This is a genomic window from Mucilaginibacter sp. PPCGB 2223 (genome assembly GCF_001705515.1).
GTDB lineage: Bacteria > Bacteroidota > Bacteroidia > Sphingobacteriales > Sphingobacteriaceae > Mucilaginibacter.
Genome location: NZ_MDJS01000003.1, coordinates 787,206 through 809,223 on the forward strand (window position 1 = coordinate 787,206; position 22,018 = coordinate 809,223).

The window sequence follows — 22,018 nt, forward strand, 5'->3', positions numbered from 1 at the left end:
GAAACAGCAATGAAAAAATTAAATATCTTGATGATAGCGGCAGTCACCGGATGTATCGGCCTATCTTCATGCCAGAAAAAATTCGATCCTTCATCTTACGCTCCACCTTTGAGCATCAACGGGTATACCAGTTCGAATGATGTAGGTAAAGGAAACCTGATCGCCTACTGGTCGTTTAACGGCACACTCACCGATAGCTTATCTAACACTGCAGGCACCGGCTCCGGCACCAGTTTTACGGCTGGGGTAAAAGGCTCTTCGTTATTGGCTACAGGTAGCTCGTATGTAGTAAGCAATGTGCCGGCAGCACTGCAAAACCTGAACAGCTTTACCATGACGGCATGGGTGTACATGCCGCAAAATACAACCGGCATAGCAGGTATTGTAGATATTGCCAATCCAAACTCCTTCTGGGGTAATTTCGATCTGTTTTTTGAGAACGGCAGCACACCTACAAACGGTTTGCTAAAGCTGCATGTTAACAATAACGGAACAGATCTTTTTTACGGTACTTATAACGTAGCCAGCCCCTGGAACAAGTGGACAAACATTGCCGTTAGCTTTGATCTCACCAGTTCTACAATGAAGTTTTATGTTAACGGCTCGGTAGTTGGTACGGCTACAGGTGCTGGCCCCATTAAATTTCAAAACGCTACCAAAATGGTGTTTGGTACGGTGCAGTTTCAAACTACGCCGAGCCTCACTACGGCAACAGGTTCGCAACCCTGGGCCAGCTACGTAAACGGCCAGATTGACGAAGTGCGGTTTTATAATAAGGCTTTGAGCGATTCGGATATCGGCACTATTGTAAAACTCGAAAACAGGGGTAAGTAATATTAAGTAATTGGTACAAAGATTGCCTGCCACAAGCGGGCAATCTTTTATATACAAACGAGTTAAATCTATACAGGGGCAATGAATATGGGCAGGATCAAAGTTATTTTATTGTTATTAATAACGACCGGTTTTTTTGCCTGTTCAAAAAGCCCGTCGGGCTCCGGTTCAGCCGATCCCGTGATTACTCCGCCGGCAACTTTCAGTTTCAACGCGTTAAAGATTAATGGCGTGTTTAATGGCTATTCATACACCAATGTCAATACTGCCCCGGTTATTAAATTTTCATTTTCTGATGCTGTAAACCGTTCTTCGGTAGCCGGTAGCATTACTTTTAAAGATCCGTTTGGGGTGGCAGTAAGCTACAACGCAACCTATGAAGACAACGACCTTACTGTCGTGATCAAACCGATGCAGGCCCTGCAAAACCTTTCAAAATACGCGGTATCGGTTACTACCGGTCTCAAATCGGCGGCTAATGCAAGTTTGCAATCGGCAGTGAACTTACAATTGACCACCACTATCGATTCGACCAACAAGTTCCCGGTCGTTACCGATGATCAGCTTTTGGATATCGTACAAAAACAAACCTTTAAATATTTCTGGGATTTTGGCCACCCGGTTAGCGGCCTCGCCCGCGAACGTAATTCATCGGGCGATATCGTGACCACGGGTGGTTCGGGCTTCGGTATCATGGCTATCGTAACCGCTGTGAACAGGCAATTTATTACCCGTACCGATGGTTTGGTACGCATGCAAAAGATCGTTGGCTTTTTAAAAAATACCGCTCAAAAATTTCACGGCGCCTTTCCGCACTGGCTCAATGGCACCACAGGCGCGGTGGTGCCTTTCAGCGCGCAGGATAACGGCGCCGATCTGGTCGAAACATCATACCTGATGGAAGGCTTGTTAACAGCAAGGCAATACTTTAACGGTACAGGTACCGATGAAACCACATTACGCGCCGATATTAACACCCTTTACAATAACGTGGAGTGGGACTGGTTCAGGCAGGGTAATCAAAATGTGCTGTACTGGCACTGGAGCCCCGATCAGGGCTGGGCAATTAACATGCCAATCCGCGGCTGGGATGAAGCCTTAATGCCTTACGTTTTAGGCGCATCATCAACTACGCACCCTATCCCCAAAATTGTTTACGATAATGGCTGGGCAAATAACGGCTCGATGAAAAACGGCAATTCGTACTTCGGTATTCAATTGCCCTTGGGTCCGCCATACGGCGGCCCGCTATTCTTTGAACATTATTCGCTAATGGCTATTAATCCGAAAGGGTTAACTGATGCTTACGCCAATTACGAAATCCAAACTAAGAACCACACCCTCATCAACTATAACTACTGCGTTAGCAATCCAAAATCGTATTTCGGATATAGTACAAATTGCTGGGGGCTTACCGCCAGCGATATTTCGGGTGGGTACACGGCCGGTTCGCCTACCAATGATGTCGGAGTGATTGCACCGACCGCGGCCATATCATCAATGCCGTACACTCCAGCGGAATCGTTACAGGCGCTCCGGTTCTTCTATTATAAACTGGGCGATAAAACCTGGGGGCAGTATGGATTTTACGATGCCTTTAATTTAAACGACACCTGGTTTGCCAACTCGTACCTGGCTATCGACCAGGGGCCGATAATCGTGATGATTGAAAACTACCGGAGCGGCCTCATCTGGAATTTATTTATGAGCTGCCCCGAAATTAAAACAGGTATGAGAAGCCTTGGCTTTACAAGCCCTAATTTATAACACGATACATGATCTTAATGAAAAATACACTTGTCCTTATATTTTTTCTTGCCGTTTCCCACTTAGCCCTTGGCCAGGGCAAGAGCATTGCAAACACCGGAATAAAACCCATTGGTATGATTAGAGGCCTTTCGGATAGTGCCTTGCTCGACGTGGTACAACGACAAACATTCAGGTACTTCTGGGACTTTGCCCACCCTGTAAGCGGGCTTGCGCGTGAGCGCAGTAACATAGCCTACAACTACGGGCACGAGGTTGTCACTACAGGTGGCTCCGGGTTTGGTATTATGGCAATGATCGTCGCTGTTAATCGCCACTGGATAACCCGTGAGCAGGGTACCGACAGGATGTTAAAGATCGTTAACTTTTTATCTAAGGCAAGTTCTTTCCACGGTGTGTTTCCGCATTGGCTTGATGGCAGTACCGGCAAAGTCATTCCTTTCAGCCGCAAGGATGACGGAGGCGACCTGGTAGAAACATCTTACCTTTTTCAGGGATTGTTATGCGCCAGGCAATATTACGATGGTAACGATCGCAAAGAAAGGGAGTTGCGTAATAAAATAAACAGCCTTTGGGATGAAGTGGAATGGAACTGGCAAACCAACGGCGGCAAAGACGTGCTTTATTGGCACTGGTCGCCAAATAACGGCTGGAGCATGAACTTTCCCATCCATGGGTTTAATGAGTGTTTGATCACTTATATCCTTGCGGCCTCTGGCGAGCGGTATCCTGTATCTGCCGATGTCTACCACAAAGGCTGGGCAAAAAGTAACTTTTTTGAGAATGGGAAAACCTTTTATGGTTATAAACTGCCCTTAGGCTTTGATTACGGCGGCCCGTTGTTCTTTTCTCAATACTCCTTCCTGGGCTTAGATCCGCACGGGTTAAAAGACCGCTATGCCGATTATTGGGAACAAAATACCAACCACACCCTCATAAACCACGCCTACTGCGTAGCTAATCCTAAAAAATTTAAAGGTTATGGCGAAAACTGCTGGGGGCTTACGGCAAGTGATAACTTTGCAGGTTACAATGCCCATTCGCCAACTAATGATTTGGGTGTGATATCACCAACAGCAGCCTTATCGGCATTCCCATATACGCCCAAATTTTCTATGCTGGCCCTGCGCCATTTTTATTATGATTTGGGTGATAAGATCTGGGGTGAGTACGGTTTTACCGATGCCTTCAGCGAATCGCATAACTGGTATGCTAAATCATACCTGGCTATTGATCAGGGTCCGATTGTGGTGATGATAGAAAACTATCGTACTGGCTTGCTCTGGAAATTGTTTATGAGCTGCTCCGAGATCAGATCCGGATTGAAAAAACTTGATTTTACAAGCGCTGCTACCAATTGATGATGAAACTTAGGCGTCTTATTGTCTTGACCATGATGCCGGCGTTGATAGCTGGTATCGGCTATGCGCAGCAAAAGCAGCGTAGCTATTGCAACCCCATCAACATTGATTACGGCTATACGCCCATACCCAATTTTGCCGAACAGGGTAAACACCGCGCCACTGCCGACCCGGTGATCACACTTTACAAAGGCGACTATTATTTATTCTCCACCAATCAAATGGGTTACTGGTGGAGCAGCGATATGTATCACTGGAATTTTGTTCGCCGGTCGTTTTTAAGGCCCGAGCATAAAGTATATGATGACTTATGCGCGCCTGCGGTTTGGGTGCAAGGCGATACGCTGATGGTCTTCGGTTCAACATACTCATCCAACTTCCCGATTTGGATGAGCACCAATCCCAAAGCGAACGAATGGAAAGAGGCCGTACACAACTTTGAGCCAGGAGGCTGGGACCCTGATTTTTTCAGAGATGATGATGGCCGGCTTTATCTCTACAACGGCAGCAGCAACCGCTACCCTTTGTATGGAGCCGAAATTAATCCCAAAACTTTTCAAATGATAGGAGCCCGCAAGGAAACGTACCTGCTGGAACCTTACAAATATGGCTGGCAGCGCTTCGGCGAATACCAGGATGATATTTTTCTCGATCCCTTTATCGAAGGATCGTGGATGACCAAACATAACGGCAAATACTACCTGCAGTACGGCGCTCCGGGCACCGAGTTTAGCGGATATGCCGATGGCGTTGTTGTGGGTGATACTCCGCTTGGGCCATTTACACCGCAGCCCATCCCTTTTAGTTATAAACCCGGCGGTTTTGCGCGTGGGGCAGGCCATGGCGCCACTTTTCAGGATGCCTGGGCCGGTTACTGGCATGTATCCACTATTGGCATATCGGTAAAAAATAACTTCGAGCGCCGCATTGGCATTTGGCCTGCTGGCTTTGATAAAGATGGTGTGCTGTATTGCAATACCGCCTTTGGTGACTATCCAACCTTGCTGCCCGATGGCAAAGCCGAACACTTGAACGGGACCTTCACTGGCTGGATGCTGCTTAATTATAATAAGCCTGTACAGGTATCTTCAACATTAGGCGGTTTTGCAGCTAACAATGCCGTAGACGAGGACATTAAAACCTATTGGAGCGCAGCTACAGGTAACGCCGGCGAGTGGATAATAACCGACTTAGGCAACGCAAGCACTGTAAATGCCGTGCAGATCAACTACGCCGACCAAGATGCTGAGTTTTTAGGTAAATCACAAAACGTTTTTCATCAGTACAAACTCCTGTATTCAACCGATGATAAAAACTGGCGGGTATTGGTAGATAAAAGCAGCAATAAAACAGACGTGCCGCACGATTATGTTGAGTTGCCTGCCCCGGTAACCGCACGATATATCAAACTGTTAAATTTACATATGCCTACCGGTAAGTTTGCCATCAGCGGCCTGCGCGTTTTTGGCAATGGTAACGGGGCTAAACCTGATACTGTTAAAAATTTTATTGTACTGCGTACCGAAAAGGATAAACGAAGCGCCTGGATAAAATGGCAGTTGGCAAACGATGCCTATGCTTATAATATTTACACAGGTACCTCGCCCGGTAAATTGTATAACTGCATTATGGTATATAACACCAACCAGTACTTTTTTAAGGCGATGGATAAAGATCTGCCGTTTTATTTCCAGATAGAGGCGATAAACGAGAACGGGGTATCGAAACGAACTAAAACAATTAAAGTCGATTAATTCAATACTGATAAAACGATAAAGGAGATATCACCATACATATGAAACATTTAAAGCCGCTCATCCTATTTCTATTGCTCACAGTAACTTCGGTTAGCTACGCGCAAAACAGCAAGACAGCCAAAATGAATGCTTATATCAAAGCATTGATGGCTAAAATGACCCTCGACGAAAAAATAGGTCAGCTCAACCTGCCATCTATCGGGTTTGATATTACCGGGCCAATTTTAAGTCAGGGTGTAGAAGGCAAAATTGAAAAAGGGTTGGTTGGTGGTGTGTTTAACACCTACACACCCGAGGCCGTCCGTAAGCTTCAGGATATCGCTGTAAAAAAATCCCGCTTAAAAATCCCTCTGCTTTTTGGTTATGATGTGATACACGGTCATCGCACCATCTTCCCTATACCACTTGGTTTGTCAGCCAGTTGGGATATCCCTTTAATTGAAAAAACTGCCCGCACTGCTGCCAACGAAGCCACCGCCGACGGGTTAAACTGGGTGTTTTCGCCCATGGTTGATATTGCCCGCGACCCACGCTGGGGCCGGGTGTCGGAAGGTGCCGGCGAAGATACGTGGCTAGGATCGCAAATAGCTGCGGCAATGGTGCATGGTTACCAGGGCACGGATCTTAATAAAAATAATACCGTATTAGCCTGTGTAAAGCACTTCGCGCTGTATGGCGCTATCGAAGCCGGCCGTGATTACAATATGGTTGATATGAGCGAACGCAAAATGTTCGAAGTCTATTTACCGCCTTACAAAGCCGCTTTCGACGCCGGAGCCGGTAGTGCAATGAGCTCTTTTAACGAAATTAACGGCGTTCCGGCATCCGGCAATAAGTGGCTGCTAACCGATCTGCTGCGTAAGCAATGGGGTTTTAAGGGAATGGTTGCCACCGATTATACCGCCATAATGGAATTGATGAAACATGGCGTAGGCGATGAGCCGCAGGTAGCCGCGCTGGCATTAAAAGCTGGTGTCGATATGGATATGGTGAGCGAGATTTACCTGGCACAACTAAAAAAACTGGTGCAGAGTAAAAAGATCGATGTTTTCTATGTTGATCAGGCTTGCCGCCGCGTGTTGGAAGCTAAGTATAAGCTGGACCTGTTTACCGATCCATACAACCGTATTACCAATACCCGGAGTGCCGAAATGATGAGTGCCGATAAAATGGCGCTTGCACAATCGGCAGCCCAAAAAAGCATGGTATTGCTCAAAAATCAACAGGGCGTCCTGCCATTAAAAAGTAATGCAAAAATAGCGTTCATCGGCCCCTTGGTTAAAGATCAGCGCAACCTCATCGGCAATTGGAGCGGTGCGGGCGACTGGAAACAGGCAATAAGTTTTTGGGATGCTGTTCAGCCGCAATATCCGAACAATAAGTTTTCATATGCCAAAGGCTGCAATTTGTTGGATGATACAGCGATGATCACCAAGCTCAACTTAAACGGTGCCGATATTGTTCCTGATGTAAAATCTCCTGCAAAGCTTATAGACGAAGCCGTATCGGTAGCCAAAGATGCTGATGTAGTTGTGGCCTTTTTAGGCGAGTCCTTTATGATGACGGGTGAAGCATCCAGTCGGAGCGACATTTCTTTGCCCGAAAACCAGAAAACATTGCTAAAAGCCCTAAAAGCTACAGGTAAACCCGTTGTTTTGGTATTGATGAACGGCAGGCCTTTAACATTAAGCTGGGAGAACGAAAACCTGGATGCCATACTTGAAACCTGGTATGCAGGCACGCGCGCAGGCAATGCAATAGCCGATGTATTGTTTGGCAAATATAATCCATCGGGTAAATTAACCATGACATTTCCCCGTAATGTGGGGCAAATACCCATCTACTACAATGCAAAAAATACCGGCAGGCCTTTCGACGAAAAAGAAAAGTATACATCCAAATATCTTGATGTGGCCAACACGCCGCTATATCCATTTGGTTATGGTCTGAGTTACTCTGCGTTCAGTTATAGCCCGATCAGTCTGAATAAAACCAATATAGCCATTACCGATAAGCTGCAGGCTACTATAACTATAACCAATATAGGTAATTATGCCGGCGAAGAGACTGCCCAACTGTATACCCGGCAAATGATCGGTTCGGTAACACGGCCGGTTAAAGAGCTTAAAGGTTTTCAAAAAGTATTCTTAAAACCAGGCGAATCAAAAACAATAACTTTTACTTTAACGGCTAACGACCTGAAGTTTTACGATATCAATATGAAGTACACAAACGAGCCGGGGCAATACAAAATATTTATTGGTACCAACTCACAGGATGTAATGGAGGCAGATTTTAAGTTGCGGCTTTAGACCATTTGCAAAAAACAGCGGAAGCCCTATTATAGAAACTTTATAGTTAGAATTTATCTTTCTTTAAAAATGATACAGGCTTAATATCCTCCCAAAAGTTCGATATTTCGCGGGTTTCATCTCCGCTAAGATTAGTGTAATAAACCTATCAATTTAATAGTGTTTATGTATTTTTTATTTATACCAACTGCAAAACACCCAAATTCTACCTTATTTTTGGTTTGAGTCCTTTTAGGCTGCAGGCCGGGTTTATTTCTAAAATACAACTACCTTATAATCACTACATAGCCAGATAGTGGTGTGCCATAAATACCACGTTCAATAATATAATAGTAAGTACCCACGGGTAACGGTTTGCCGTTATAGGTACCATCCCATGGTACCGAGTATCCTTTTGAGTAATAAAGTTTTGTTCCGTAGCGGTTAAAGATGGTTACCGTCGCTCCCGGGTAATTCGATAATTCCTTAATGTGCCACAGATCATTGATGCCGTCGCCATTGGGCGTGAATGTATTGGGTATGACAATGGGTTTAAGCACATTGATCATAATTTGCTTTTCGGTAAAGCACCCGCCTGTGCCGGTAACTCTTAAATTGTAAAGCTGGCTTTCCACGCCCTTTAACCTTGGAGTCCTGATCACTGTCGAACTCAAATACAGCGGAGGTGTCCACAAATATTGGAGATTCGTCCCGGTTACTGCCGGATCCAGCACCGTAGTTTCGCCCTCTAAAACATATTTAACATCAGGCATGGCAATAGTGGGCGCCGTGATAAAGGTCAATGTCATCACATCAGAAACAGGGATACAATTGCCAATGCCGGTTGAGGTAAGCGTGAGCTTAACCGAGCCTTTTGCTTTATCAGCATCGCTTGGGATATAGCTTACATTGACCGAAGCATCCGAAGGGCTAAAGGTACCTGTTCCCGATGTTGCCCATTTGCCGCCTGTAGCATAAGTAACATTTCCGGCTATAGTAATCGCCGGATCGTTGGTACACATCGATTTGTTGCCGCCTGTGCTAATTATCGGTGTCGGGTTGATCGTAAGTTTCATTGTCGACGATGAAACGCTGCACCCGCCATTTTTTGTAGAGCTTAAGGTGAGCGAAACGCCGCCGGCGGTAATATCGGCTGCTGAAGGTATATAAGTAGCACTTAACGAAGTATTGTTTGGTAAAAATGTACCGCTGCCACTGGTGCTCCAGATGCCGTTATGGGTATCGCCTATAATGCTGCCGGTTAGGGTAGTGTTCGGGCTGTTGGCGCAGGTTACCTGGTTGTTGCCCGCATAAGCTATTAAAGGCTTATTGATAGCAACTGTAGTCGATGTGGCGGCGCTTGTGCACGCGTTAACGGTAACCGTAACTTTATAGATGCCCGAATCCGCAAGAGCGACATTATGAATAACCGGGTTTTGCAAGACCGAGGTAAAGCCGTTCGGGCCGGTCCACGAGTAAGTTGCACCCGCAACAGTAGCTGCCGAAAGGTTGATGTCATCACTGACACAAACCGGGCTGTTGCTGCCAGCAGTTGGTGCAATTGGTGTTTGATTTACAATTACTTTGGTAGTGGTTGATGCCGTAACCGAACAGCCAGGCGCAGTTATCGTTACAGTATAAATACCTGCGCTTGCAGTAACGGCCGTGTTGATAACCGGGTTTTGCAGGTTCGACGAAAAACCATTGGGGCCGGTCCATTTATAAGTGGCTCCCACAAATGTCGAAGCAAAGAGTGTGATCGGGTCGCCTGTACACACGGGCGAGTTGCTTGATGCTACCGGGTTGACCGGCGTCTGATCAACCTCAACAGTTACCGCCTGGGCCGGGCCGGTGCAACTGCTGGATGTTGCCGTTACATAATACGTACCTGCATTGGCTTGAGCGGCTGCCGGTATCGTCGGGTTAGCCTGTGTCGAATAAAAGTTATTCGGCCCGGTCCAAGCATAAGTATAACCCGGTGTAGTTTTCACGGATAAATTGATGCTGCTGCCCTGGCAAACCGGGCTGTTGCTGGTAGCAACAGGCGCAGCCGGGACTGGGTTTACCACAACGTTAACTGTGCCGGCCGCGCTTGTACAGCCATTCACGGTAGCGGTTACAGAATAAGTTCCCCCGTTAACGGTAGTTGTATTACCGATCGAAGGGTTTTGCAGGTTTGATGTAAAACCGTTAGGGCCGGTCCAGCTATAAACGGCCCCGGTAATATTACCTGCATTCAATATTAAGGTGCTTCCCTGGCACAAAGGGCCGTTGCTGCTTGCAACCGGCGCCAAAGGCGTAGGCATAATGGTTACATTTGTTGTGCTGGCATCGCTGGTGCAACCGTTCACCGTTACAAATAAAGTATAAGTGCCTGCAGCAGCAAGGGCAGCATTGGCAATAACCGGGTTTTGAAGGTTTGAGGTAAATCCGTTAGGACCTATCCATGAGTAGGTAGCCCCTTTTACCGCGGATGTAGTTAAACTCAGGGCATAGTTCTGGCAAACCGGAGAGTTGCTGCCTGCCGGTGGCGTGGCCGGTTTAGGGTTCACTGTAATGGTGTAGTTGACGGGTGTGCCCGGGCATCCGTTTGCATATGGGGTAACTGTATAAGTTATCGTACCTTTCGCTGTATCAGTGTTTAATAATATTTGCGATGGGATATTGCCTGTCCCGCTGGCGGTAAAGCCCGAAATCTTCGGAGTTGCTGTAGCTGCCCATTGGAAAGTAGTTCCTGCAACGTTAGATGTAAACACAACGGCCGTATTACTGCTTTGCGAACAAACTGTTTGTGATAACGGGTTGTTGGTGATTGTTGGCGTTGGATTTACGGTCAACGTATAGTTGAAAGGTGTTCCAGGGCACCCGTTTATCGATGGGGTGATCTGGTAGGTTACAGCAACAGGGGCGGCAGTTGTGTTATTGAGCGATTCGGCAATGGTGCCGCTTGTTTGGCCGGATACTGCCGTATTACTTATCCCCGCTACAGCGGCCCTGCTCCAGCTATAAGTGGCTCCGGTTACATTACTGGTAAGGGTATAGTTCTGCGCGGTATTGTTACAGATAACAGCACTGGCTGCGCTTGTTATGGAAGGTGTCGGATTAACGATAACTGTGTAAGTAAATGACGGCCCGGCACACCCGTTTGCTGAAGGGTTAATAGCGTAAAGTACATTTATCGGTGCCGATGTTGTATTAACAAGACTTTCGGTTATTGGATTGGCTATTTGTCCGCTTACTGCTGCGTTGCTGATCCCGGTAACGGCAGCCCTGCTCCAGGTATAGGCTGTTCCGCTAACGTTGCTGGTTATGGTATAGTTTTGAGCGGTACTGTTACAAACGGTGCCGTTGGCTGCACTGGTAATAGCTGGCGTTGGGTTAACGGTTATGGTATAGGTAAATGCCGGGCCGGAGCAACCGTTAGCCATCGGGACGATCGTATAAACAACATTTACCGGCGCCACTGATGTATTAACCAGCGTTTCGGTAATGGTATTACTCGTTTGCCCGCTTACTGCCGCATTGCTGATCCCGGTAACGGCGGCTCTGCTCCAGGTATAGGTCGTTCCGCTCACATTGCTGGTGATAGCATAGCTCTGCGTGGTATTGTTACAGATCGTCGCACTGGCGGCGCTGGTAACTACCGGTGTCGGATTAACCGTAACGGTATACGTAAATGCCGGTCCCGAACATCCGTTAGCTGTGGGAACAATAGTATAAGCTACATTTACCGGTGCCGGTGTGGTGTTGATCAGGCTCTCTGTGATGGTGTTGCTTGTTTGCCCGCTTACCGCCGCGTTGCTGATCCCTGTAACTACTGCTCTGCTCCAGGTATAGGTCGTTCCGCTCACATTGGCGGCGATGGTATAGTTCTGGGCCGTATTGTTACAGATAGTTGCACCTGCAGCGCTGGTCACGGTTGGTGTGGGATTTACAGTGACAGTATATGTAAATGCCGGGCCCGAACATCCGTTAGCTGCAGGCACTATGGTGTAAACTGCATTTACGGGTGCCGATGTAGTATTGAGCAACGATTCGGTGATGGTATTGCTTGTCTGTCCGTTCACTGCCGCATTGCTTATTCCCGCAACGGTAGCTCTGCTCCAGGTATAGGTCGTTCCGCTGACATTGCCGGTAATAGTGTAGCTCTGAGCTGTATTGTTACAGATCGTCGCACTTGCTGCACTGGTTGCAGTTGGCGTCGGGTTAACGGTTATGGCATAGGTAAATGCCGGCCCCGAACAGCCATTGGCTGCCGGAACAATTACATAAACAACATTTACCGGTATCGATGTGCTGTTGATGAGGCTTTCGGTGATGGTATTACTTGTTTGCCCGCTTACCGCCGTATTGCTGATCCCGGTAACGGCTGCCCTGCTCCATGTATAGGTTGCGCCGCTCACATTGCTGGTGATGGTATAGTTCTGTGCGGTACTGTTACAGATGGCAGCACTGGCAGTGCTCGTCACAATTGGTGTTGGGTTAACAGTTACGGTGTAAATAAATACCGCCCCGTCGCATCCGTTGGCCGAAGGCAGGATCGAATATGGTACATTTATTGGTGTCGATGTGGTGTTAACCAGGCTTTCGGTAATGGTATTGCTGGTCTGTCCGTTCACTGCCGCGTTACTGATTCCCGCGACAGCGGCCCTGCTCCAGCTATAGGTTGTACCGCTCACAGTGCCGGTAATGGCATAGTTCTGCGCAGTATTGTTACAAATGGTAACACTGGTGGCGCTCGTCACGGTTGGTGTTGGGTTAACGGTTATCGTATACGTAAATGCGGGCCCATCGCACCCGTTAGCCGAAGGAATAATAGTATAAACTGCATTTACCGGTGCTGGTGTGGTGTTGATGAGGCTTTCGGTGATCGTATTACTTGTCTGCCCGCTTACTGCCGCATTGCTGATCCCGGTAACAGCGGGTCTGCTCCAGGTATAGGTTGTACCGCTTACATTACTGGTAATGGTGTAGTTCTGCACGGTGCTGTTGCAAATAGTTGCTGTTGCTACACTGGTTACGGTTGGTGTTGGGTTAACCGTAATAGTGTAGGTAAACAGTGGTCCGCTGCAGCCATTAGCTTGCGGAATAATGTTATAAGCAACATTTACAGGCGCGTTTGTTGTATTGATCAGGCTTTCGGTAATGGTACTGCTCGTTTGCCCGTTCACTGCTGCATTGCTGATCCCGGTAACGGCGGCCCTGCTCCAGGTATAGGTTGTACCGCTTACATTACTGGTAATGGCGTAGTTCTGCGCGGTGCTGTTACAAGTAATTGCATTTGCAACGCTGGTTACTCTCGGCGTTGGGCTAACCGTAACAACATAATTAAAAACGGGCCCGCTGCAGCCGTTGGCGTCCGGAATGATGCTATAGGTTACATCTATCGGATTTACTGTGGTGTTAACGAGCGTTTCGGTGATCGTATTGCTTGTTTGCCCGCTCACGGCGGGATTGCTGATACCGGCTACTGATGCCCGGCTCCAGGTGTACGTCGCCCCGCTCACATTGCTGGTAATGGTATAGTTCTGCGCAATATTGTTACAGGTTGACGCCGTTGATGCGCTGGTCACCACAGGAGTCGGGTTAACGGTAACTGTATAAGTAAACACCGGCCCCGAACATCCGTTAGCCGAAGGAACAATAACGTAAGGCACATTGATTGGTCCGGTAGTCGTATTAACCAGGCTTTCGGTAATGGTATTGCTTGTTTGCGAAGATACTGCCGTATTGCTGATCCCGGCAACGGCAGCCCTGCTCCAGGTATAGGCTGTGCCGCTAACATTGCCGGTAATGGTATAGTTCTGTGCCGTATTGTTACAGGTAGTTGCACTTGCCGCGCTTGTAACGGTTGGGGTAGGATTAACAGTAACCGCATACGTAAATGCCGGCCCGTCGCAACCGTTAGCCGAAGGTAAGATCGAATAGATCACATTGATCGGTGCCGATGTGGTGTTGACGAGACTTTCGGTAATGGTATTGCTTGTTTGGGCTGATATAGGCGCATTGCTGATCCCGGTAACAGCGGCCCTGCTCCATGTGTATGTTGCTCCACTCACGTTGCTGGTAATGGTATAACTCTGCGCTGTATTATTACAGGTAGTTGCATTGGCTGCGCTGGTCACCGTAGGCGTCGGGTTAACGGTAACCGTGTAAGTAAATGCCGGCCCGCTACATCCATTAGCTGCCGGAACAATAATATAAGCTACTGCAACGGGTGCATTGGTCGTATTGTTTAACGCCTCGCTGATAATGTTGCTTGTTTGCCCGCTTATCGCTGCATTATTGATCCCGGCCACGGCCGCCCTGCTCCATGTATAGGTCGCGCCGCTCACGTTACTGCTGATGGTATAATTCTGGGCCGTGTTATTACAAATATTGCCTCCGCCCGCACTCGTTACAGTTGGTGTGGGATTTACGGTAACCGTATAGGTAAATGCCGGCCCACTACAGCCATTAGCTGCCGGAGCTATGGTGTAATCCACATTTACAGGTGCCGCTGTGGTGTTTACCAGGCTTTCGGTAATGGTGTTACTTGTCTGCCCGCTTACCGCCGTATTGCTGATGCCGGCAACAGTTCCTCTGCTCCATGTATAAGTTGTTCCGCCAACATTGCTGGTAATGTTATAATTCTGGGCCGTATTGTTACAGGTAGTTGCACTTGCCGCACTTGTAACTGCAGGTGTCGGATTAACAGTTAAGGTATAGGTAAACACCGGCCCATCACAGCCGTTAGCCGATGGCAGTATGGAGTAGGTCACGTTTATCGGGGCCGATGTAGTGTTGACCAGGCTTTCGGTAATTGCGCTACTTGTTCGACCGCTCACCGCGGCATTGCTGATCCCGGCAACTGTCGCTCTGCTCCATGTAAAGGTTGTGCTGCTTACGTTGCTGGTTATAGCGTAGCTCTGTGCCGTATTGTTACATGTGGCCGCGCTGGCCGCGCTTGTTACGGTTGGCGTTGGGTTAACGGTTAACGTATAGGTAAATGTTGAACCGGTACAGCCATTAGCTGTCGGAACGATAGAGTAAACTACATTTATTGGCGCCGATGTCGTGTTGATCAATGTTTCCGAAATGGTATTACTTGTCTGTCCGCTAACCGCTACATTACTTATCCCGGCAACGGCTGCCCTATCCCAGCTGTAAGTTGTACCGCTCACATTACTGGTGATGGTATAGTTCTGCGCCGTGCTGTTGCAGATGGCGGCAGCGGCGAGGCTTGTTACAGCAGGCGTTGGGTTAACCGTGATTGTCATTTGATCCGATACAGCGCCACAAGGCCCGGCCGGGTCGTTCGTTGTTAAAGTTAGCGTCGCGCTGGTTTCGCCAGGGCCCAAAGTGTAGGTGGTAGCTGGCGACGTAGCATCGGTAAAATGCCCCGTTCCGCCTGACCATGTGCCGCTGGTCGCGCCGCCACCTATAACGCCGTTTAACGTAACCGTTTGCCCCGAACATACAACCTGGTCGGCACCGGCATTTACAGTTGCTGCAGGGTTAATGGTTACGGTATTGGTGGCCGATGCTGCGGCGCAACCACCGGCGGCGGCAATGTTATTGGTAATAGTATACGTACCGGGTGTAGAATGTTGCAGGTCAATTTCACCTGTACTGGTATTTAAAAACACCAAACCCGCGCTCGAACTGAATATCCCTGCACTGGTGCCGGGCAAAAAAGTAGGTAAGGGATTTGCCTGGTACTGGCAATATGGCCCGGTGTAGCTAAATGTTGCGTCGGGGGCGCTGGTAATGGTAATGCTCGCGCTGCTGGTATAGGTACAGCTGGTATTAGTAACAAATGTTATAGTGTACGTGCCGATGGTACTGGCGGCCAGGTCAATTTCACCGGTTTGGTTATCGACGAATACAAGCCCGGCAGTCGAGCTGAATGTTCCGCCTGATGGCGATACTACCGTCGGGGTTGGGTTGGTTCCTGTCTTACAAAAAGTGCCCGAAGGGTAAAAAAACGCCGGGTTTACAGGCGGTGTAACCGTTACCGCAACTGCAGTACGTGGCCCTGTACAACCCGACGCCGAGGTGGCATCAACATAATAGGTGGCCGTATTTGATAACGCGGGTGTAGTATAAGCTGCACCTGTAAAAAGTAGTGTTCCACCGGTAGCGGCATCATACCAATGATAGGTTCCGCCCGGGGCAGATGCTGTTAAGGTTGCCGTTGATCCCTGGCAAATGGTACTTCCGGATGCTGTAGGCGCAGCCGGCAATGGGCTAACGGTAACCGTTACGGCAGTTCTCGGGCCCACGCATCCGTTTACGGTGGTTTGTACATAGTATGTTGTCGTCGCAGTTAAAACCGGTGTAGTGAAACTTGCACCGGTACTCAGCAGGTTCCCACCCGATGCACTATCGTACCAGTCATAAGTACCGCCCGGCGCAGTGGCGGTTAGTGTGGCCGTATTACCGCTGCAAATAGCGGTGCCCGAAGCAGTTGGCGCGGCCGGAGTCGGGTTTACGGTTACCGTAACCGCTGTGCGCGCCCCTGTACATCCGTTCACGGTAGCCTGTACGTAATAGGTTGCTGTAGTGGTTAGCGTGGGAGTGGTATATGATGCTCCGGTAAACAGCAATGTTCCACCTGAGGGCACAGAGAACCAATCATAAGTACCACCCGGTGCGGTGGCCGTTAATGTAGCCGCACTGCCGCTACAAACTGTAGCACCCAATGCCGTAGGGGCCGGCGTTACCGGGTTAACGGTTACATTTACTGCCGAGCGTGGACTTGTACATCCATTGACGATAGTTTGAACATAATAGGTGGTGCTGCTGGTTAATGCCGGTGTAATATAGGTTGAGCCTGTAGCAAGTAAGGTGCCGCCCGAAGCAGCACTATACCACTGGTAAGTACCTCCGGGAGCTATTGCGGTTAGTGTTGCCGTTGTTCCGTTGCAAATAGTAGCATCCGCGGCCGTAGGCGCAGCGGGGATGGCATTTACCGTTACCGTGACAGGTGTACGCGCGCTTACACATCCGTTAACTGTTGTCTGCACATAATAGGTAGTTGTGGCTGTTAAAACAGGCGTGGTATACGTTGCGCCGCTTATCAATAATGTGCCGCCGCTGGCCGAATCGTACCAGTCATAATTACCGCCGGGCGCAGTAGCTGTTAATGTTACCGCCGTACCGCTGCAGGTACTTGTCCCTGCGGCTGTGGGTGCAACCGGGGTTGGTATAATGCTTACGGTAACCGCCGTACGCGGACTGGCACATCCGTTTACCGTAGTTTGCACATAATAGGTGGTGTTTACAGTTAATGCAGGTGTTGTATAAGTTGCCCCGGTAAACAGAAGGGTCCCGCCCGAGGCGCTGTCGTACCAGTCATAAGTACCACCTGGCGCAGTGGCGGTTAATGTTGCGCTGCTGCCGCTGCATGTTGAGGTTGAAGCCGCGGTAGGCGCTGCCGGTATCGGGTTAACCGTAACTGTCACCGGCGTTCTCGTACTGGTACAACCACTTACAATTGTTTGTACATAGTAAGTGGTTGTGGCAGTTAGCACCGGTGTTGTATAAGACGCTCCGGTATACAACAGGTTACCACCGGTCGCCGCATCATACCACATGTAAGTACCGCCCGGTGCGGTAGCCGTTACAACACCGGCACTGCCACTGCAAATAGTTGTGCCCGAAGCTGTAGGGGCCGCAGGCACGGGTGCTGTAGTAACCGTAACAGTTTGCGGGATTGGTCCGCATCCGGTAGTATTATCAGACACCGAAACCGTATAGGTATTGGGTGAAGTTACTGTTATAGATTGAGTAGTTGCACCGGTACTCCACGAGTAAGTATACGGAGGGCTCCCTCCGGATGGCGTTGCCGTTAAGGTAATATTACCCGAGCTTCCGGCACAGATAGTAGCATTGGCAGGCGATACCGAAACAGTCATTGGCGAAACGGTATATACACGTACGGTATCCGATCTGTAACTGGCACAGCCTGTTATGTTGCCGCTAACCTTATAATCGATATAAGCCGGGGTTGATGCGGATATAGCAGGCGTAACATTGGTGCTTGTACAACCCGACGGGCAGCTCAAATACGAATTATAAGCTCCGGCCGTACCCGGGTAGATGGAGGTCCAGGTTACAGTTGCGGCATCAAGCCCGGTAACGCTCATGCTTCCGGTACACCCCTGTCTTAAAGTAATATCATTTGATGCTTTTACAGCTGTAGACGCTGTAATGGTATAAGTAATGGTGTTATTTCCGGGTTTACAAAAAGCAACGTAAATAGGACTGGTTAAACCACTCACACAAACCGGGGTGCCAACAGGTGTTTGCGGACCGCAGTTGACTGTATAGTTATCTGAATGCGCTAACTGCCCGGAGGTTATGTTTAACAGGTCAGATCCCGGATTTATGGTTACCACGAAGACCACGCAGTTATTGTCGCCGCAATAATTACCGTTCCTGCCCGAACTTACATTCACCGACGCGTTGGCCGAACTTGAAAGGTCGACAGGAATTGTTACCTGGCCTATACCTTTTATCCATGCAAATACCAATAAAAAGAAAATAAGTAATTTTCTTTTCATAAAATGGCCGGTGTGTTTAAGTTAACAGAAAAGTGCGATCGGGCTCAGTATCGACTCGCAAACTCTTTTTTAATTTCTTTATACGAAAACCGGGAAGGTTTAGTTGCAGGAAAAAAATCAGAATCAAAAAAAGGTTAATTGTTAATATTTATATTGGACTACCCTGAGCCGGCATCATGAGAATTTGTTATCTCCATATATTCTCATATTCACAATAGAGTGCAAATCTTCCAAGAAGTTCGGGGCTTGGCGCGTTCCGCCTGCACCAAATAAATAAAGCCCCGGACGATCGGCTCTTCAAGGCTTTTATTTTTTCAAAGCGTATAGCAAAAAGATCACTACTCTTTAAAAATTCGGATCGAAATTAAAATACAACGGGTTTGACAGGCCAACCATCCCCCTGCTGCTTAATGCCATCGGGTCGGGTTTGCGGGTACGGGTTAACCGGGCCCTGCACCTCTACACGATAACAGGTCCGACTACAGGTGTTTTCCATTAGCCTGGAAAGTGTTAAACGGGTTGCCGTTTTTGATGATGTTAATAATGTTGGGTTAAGTTATTGTTATATCTTGTAGGTTTGAGCAACAATATTGCTATGCTTCAAAGCAAAGAAACAAAGCATCTCATCGGATTTAAGCGTTCATCCTTCCCATATACGGATCACTGTAACTTGTTTTACCTGTTTCTACGCGGCCTGCATAGCGCCTTTCGAAATGGTTACTGCCAGTTATCCAAATGCTAAAATCATACCAGCCATGGCTTTTTTGCAGGTCGATTGTTAAGGTATTACCCTTGACCAGGCCGGGCAGCACGTGTTCAATATCTCCGGCATGATATGCGTGATCTGTTATTTTGATAGTCTGTGCACGGTTACTCAGGTTATCGACCGACAATTCGATATTGCCGGTGAATACTTTTTTATTGAGGCGGTTTCGTTGATAATCGCAACGTACGGCAACAGCCGGCTCTACTGCATCGCCTTTAAATTCCCTGTAAAAACCATTGGGCCCATATACCCGCAGGTGATAATGGTTGTTCTCAAATTCGTGCAACGGCCATTCATCACTAATTATATCACCTGGCTTTACGCCATAGGCCCAGGTGCGTACCGGTGCAAAACGTCCATCGGCTTGCTGCACATAATTGCCGGGAGCATATACATTAAATGGCGTACCGGCTGTTTCCTTTCCGAAAAGTTCGGTACTGTTATGGAATACGATCTCGAACGACTTTCTATCCGCGCTTAATTTGCCATCCACATATATTTGGTATGGTAATGCACACGAAGGCTTAATACCAGCCTCCTGTACAGGCATATAAGGCGATTGCTGAGGCGTTTGATTAAACAACGCAATATCCGCGGCATTGAGCAACCGGTAATTATCGGGTAATTTTTTAAACTTGGCTTTGTGGATGCCTTCGACGAAGTTGTTTTTTGCCAAAGGCTGTGGCGAGGAAACGGCTTCGCCATGATAAGGTCTAAATACCGAGCTCAGATCTCCGCAAAAGGTACGGCGCCAATCGCTTATATTAGTTTCTCTGATGTATTTACCGGTTTTCTTACCCAAAAACTTTTCCAGGAATTGTAATGTGGATGTATGGTCAAATACCTCCGAATTAACCCAGCCGCCTTTACTCCAGGGTGAGGCTATAACCAGTGGCACGCGATAACCAAGCCCGATAGGGCTTTCACGGTCATACTTTTGCGGGAACCCTTTCCTCGCCTGCTCCTGTTCGACGGTTACAAACTCAACACTGGTATCTATCCCTTGCGACACCTTACCGGTGCCGCCTTTATGCGGATGCGGCGCCACGAATGGCGGCACATGGTCAAAATAACCATCATTCTCATCATAAGCTAAAATAAAGATGGTTTTTTTCCATACCTCCGGGTTCTTGGTCAGGATATCTATTACTTCAGATACGTACCATGCTCCGTACCATGCCGCTGTCGGGTGGTCCGAGAAATTCTCGGGGGCCGATATCCACGAAACCATTGGCAGCTTCCCGGCGTCTACATCAGCCCTGAACTGATGCAGAATATCTCCCTTCGGAACTTTTAATGTACGTTCGGCATCGCCATCATGATAGGTTAGGTCGATAAGCTCACGGTACTCAGGGTTGTTCTTATTGGTATCGAAAGCTTTCTGATGGAGGTTTTTTTGTTTTTCAGATAGCTTCTCAAATCCGCCGGCCTGCAATTTCTCCTGTTCAGTGCGGATAGCTGCTAAACTGTTTTGTGCTTTTTTTAGTTGATAGTTTAAACCTGCTGCCCGGGTATCGCCAGCGGGTAAGGCATCAAGTTGTTTTTGCAGCTCTTCTACTTTTGTTTTCAGTTCTCCGGCCTGTTGCTGCCGGTGCAGAACATGCGGTTCGTGTAAATGAATGTGATATTGCGCAAAAAACTCTAAGGGGTTGTCCTGAAAATTAGAGAGCCAGGCATCTTCTTCACCTTTAAAACCCGTATCGATGGCTACTTCGTTTTGGTAACATTTCCACGAAATACCGTGTTCCTCCAAACGCTCGGGAAATGTGCCCCAGCTTAACGTACCATAATCCATATCTTCGTTCCAGACGTGTGCCTTAGAGTTTTCGTGCTGTTCCTGCCGTATCGTACCCGTCCAAAAATACAGGCGGTTGGGGTTGGTGCCGGTTAGCGACGAACAAAAGTTTTGGTCGCAAACAGTAAATGCATCGGCCAGTGCATAATAGAACGAAAGATCCTCGCGGGTATGATAACCCAGCGTTAAAGGCATGTGCGCATACTCGGGGTTGCTGTTGCGTTTAACATTAAGCCACTGATCGTACTTGCCGTCGTTGCGGGCGTCTACCTGGTTTTGCCATGAATGCGGCAGCGAGTGCATCCAGGTGGCTTTAGTGTTTTTGATATCCAGGCGAAACGGTGCGTAAGTTTCGCCCGCTGCGTTTGATTGCAGCCACACTTTATTTTTATTGGGCAGGTCGATGGCTCTCGGGTCATTAAAGCCGCGTACACCTTTTAGCGTACCGAAACAATGATCAAAAGAGCGGTTTTCCTGCATCAGTATCACAATGTGTTCGGCATCAAGGTAGGTACTGCCTAAAGCGGGCTCTATAGCCATCGCTTTTTGGATAGACTCGGGTACCAAGCCGGTAAAGCCGGTGGCCCCTGCTAAGAATGCTGCCTTTTTTAAAAAATCCCTTCTGTTATCCATGGTAGTTTTTTCGACATCTATCGGCTTTTATTTGCTCATATCCAAAAGATAAGTTCAGCATCAAAAATCAGTTCAGTTGCACCTCTGGCCATTTTTGGATAAAATGCCACGACAGGGGCAAACCCCGGCCCCTAAAATTAGCAAAGGTTTGTAAGTAACCTGTTATTAAAGTATTAATAAATTACTTGTCGAAATAATGTGGTAAAAAATTAAGACCCTGATACTAAATATAATTGTCCACCACGTCTGTGAAAAACCACATAGTAG

General features: G+C 48.0%; 7 protein-coding genes. 5 read left to right on the forward strand and 2 right to left on the reverse strand.

What is annotated here, in order from left to right; all coding sequences use genetic code 11:
• Nucleotides 1-9 precede the first annotated feature (9 nt).
• The 5 genes from BEL04_RS18245 (at nt 10) to bglX (ending at nt 8,031) form a co-directional block, all read left to right on the forward strand.
• Nucleotides 10-834, forward strand: a complete 825-nt coding sequence (locus BEL04_RS18245; protein WP_066006206.1) for a LamG domain-containing protein — start codon at nt 10-12, stop codon at nt 832-834.
• Nucleotides 835-915: 81 nt separating this feature from the next.
• Nucleotides 916-2,601 carry a glucoamylase family protein gene (locus BEL04_RS18250; protein ID WP_139113098.1) on the forward strand — a complete coding sequence of 562 codons (1,686 nt, stop codon included), beginning with the start codon at nt 916-918 and terminating at the stop codon, nt 2,599-2,601.
• A 116-nt stretch (nt 2,602-2,717) separates the two neighbouring features.
• Nucleotides 2,718-3,962 carry a glucoamylase family protein gene (locus BEL04_RS18255; protein WP_254659595.1) on the forward strand — a complete coding sequence of 415 codons (1,245 nt, stop codon included), beginning with the start codon at nt 2,718-2,720 and terminating at the stop codon, nt 3,960-3,962.
• The gene (locus tag BEL04_RS18260; RefSeq protein ID WP_254659596.1) at nt 3,962-5,716 is read left to right on the forward strand and encodes a family 43 glycosylhydrolase; all 1,755 of its coding nucleotides are present in this window, start codon (nt 3,962-3,964) and stop codon (nt 5,714-5,716) included. The genes BEL04_RS18255 and BEL04_RS18260 overlap by 1 nt, the downstream gene beginning before the upstream one ends.
• Nucleotides 5,717-5,757: 41 nt before the next feature.
• Nucleotides 5,758-8,031: a beta-glucosidase BglX gene (bglX, locus tag BEL04_RS18265; RefSeq protein ID WP_066006209.1), complete on the forward strand. Its 2,274-nt coding sequence runs from the start codon at nt 5,758-5,760 to the stop codon at nt 8,029-8,031.
• A gap of 266 nt (nt 8,032-8,297) precedes the next feature.
• Here bglX and BEL04_RS18270 read toward each other — a convergent pair whose 3' ends face one another.
• Together BEL04_RS18270 and BEL04_RS18275 are read right to left on the reverse strand one after the other, a co-directional pair.
• On the reverse strand, nt 8,298-18,557 hold the full coding sequence (locus BEL04_RS18270) for a PKD-like domain-containing protein (RefSeq protein ID WP_066006210.1): 10,260 nt from the start codon (nt 18,555-18,557) through the stop codon (nt 8,298-8,300).
• Nucleotides 18,558-19,189: 632 nt separating this feature from the next.
• The gene (locus BEL04_RS18275; RefSeq protein ID WP_066006211.1) at nt 19,190-21,751 is read right to left on the reverse strand and encodes a phosphocholine-specific phospholipase C; all 2,562 of its coding nucleotides are present in this window, start codon (nt 21,749-21,751) and stop codon (nt 19,190-19,192) included.
• Nucleotides 21,752-22,018 lie beyond the last annotated feature (267 nt).

What these genes read in the sequence shown, in the direction of transcription:
- BEL04_RS18245 (WP_066006206.1), top strand. Translation starts at nt 10, where the DNA reads ATGAAAAAATTAAATATCTTGATGATAGCGGCAGTCACCGGATGTATC.
- BEL04_RS18250 (WP_139113098.1), top strand. Translation starts at nt 916, where the DNA reads ATGAATATGGGCAGGATCAAAGTTATTTTATTGTTATTAATAACGACC.
- BEL04_RS18255 (WP_254659595.1), top strand. Translation starts at nt 2,718, where the DNA reads ATGATTAGAGGCCTTTCGGATAGTGCCTTGCTCGACGTGGTACAACGA.
- BEL04_RS18260 (WP_254659596.1), top strand. Translation starts at nt 3,962, where the DNA reads ATGATGAAACTTAGGCGTCTTATTGTCTTGACCATGATGCCGGCGTTG.
- bglX (WP_066006209.1), top strand. Translation starts at nt 5,758, where the DNA reads ATGAAACATTTAAAGCCGCTCATCCTATTTCTATTGCTCACAGTAACT.
- BEL04_RS18270 (WP_066006210.1), bottom strand. Translation starts at nt 18,557, where the DNA reads ATGAAAAGAAAATTACTTATTTTCTTTTTATTGGTATTTGCATGGATA.
- BEL04_RS18275 (WP_066006211.1), bottom strand. Translation starts at nt 21,751, where the DNA reads ATGGATAACAGAAGGGATTTTTTAAAAAAGGCAGCATTCTTAGCAGGG.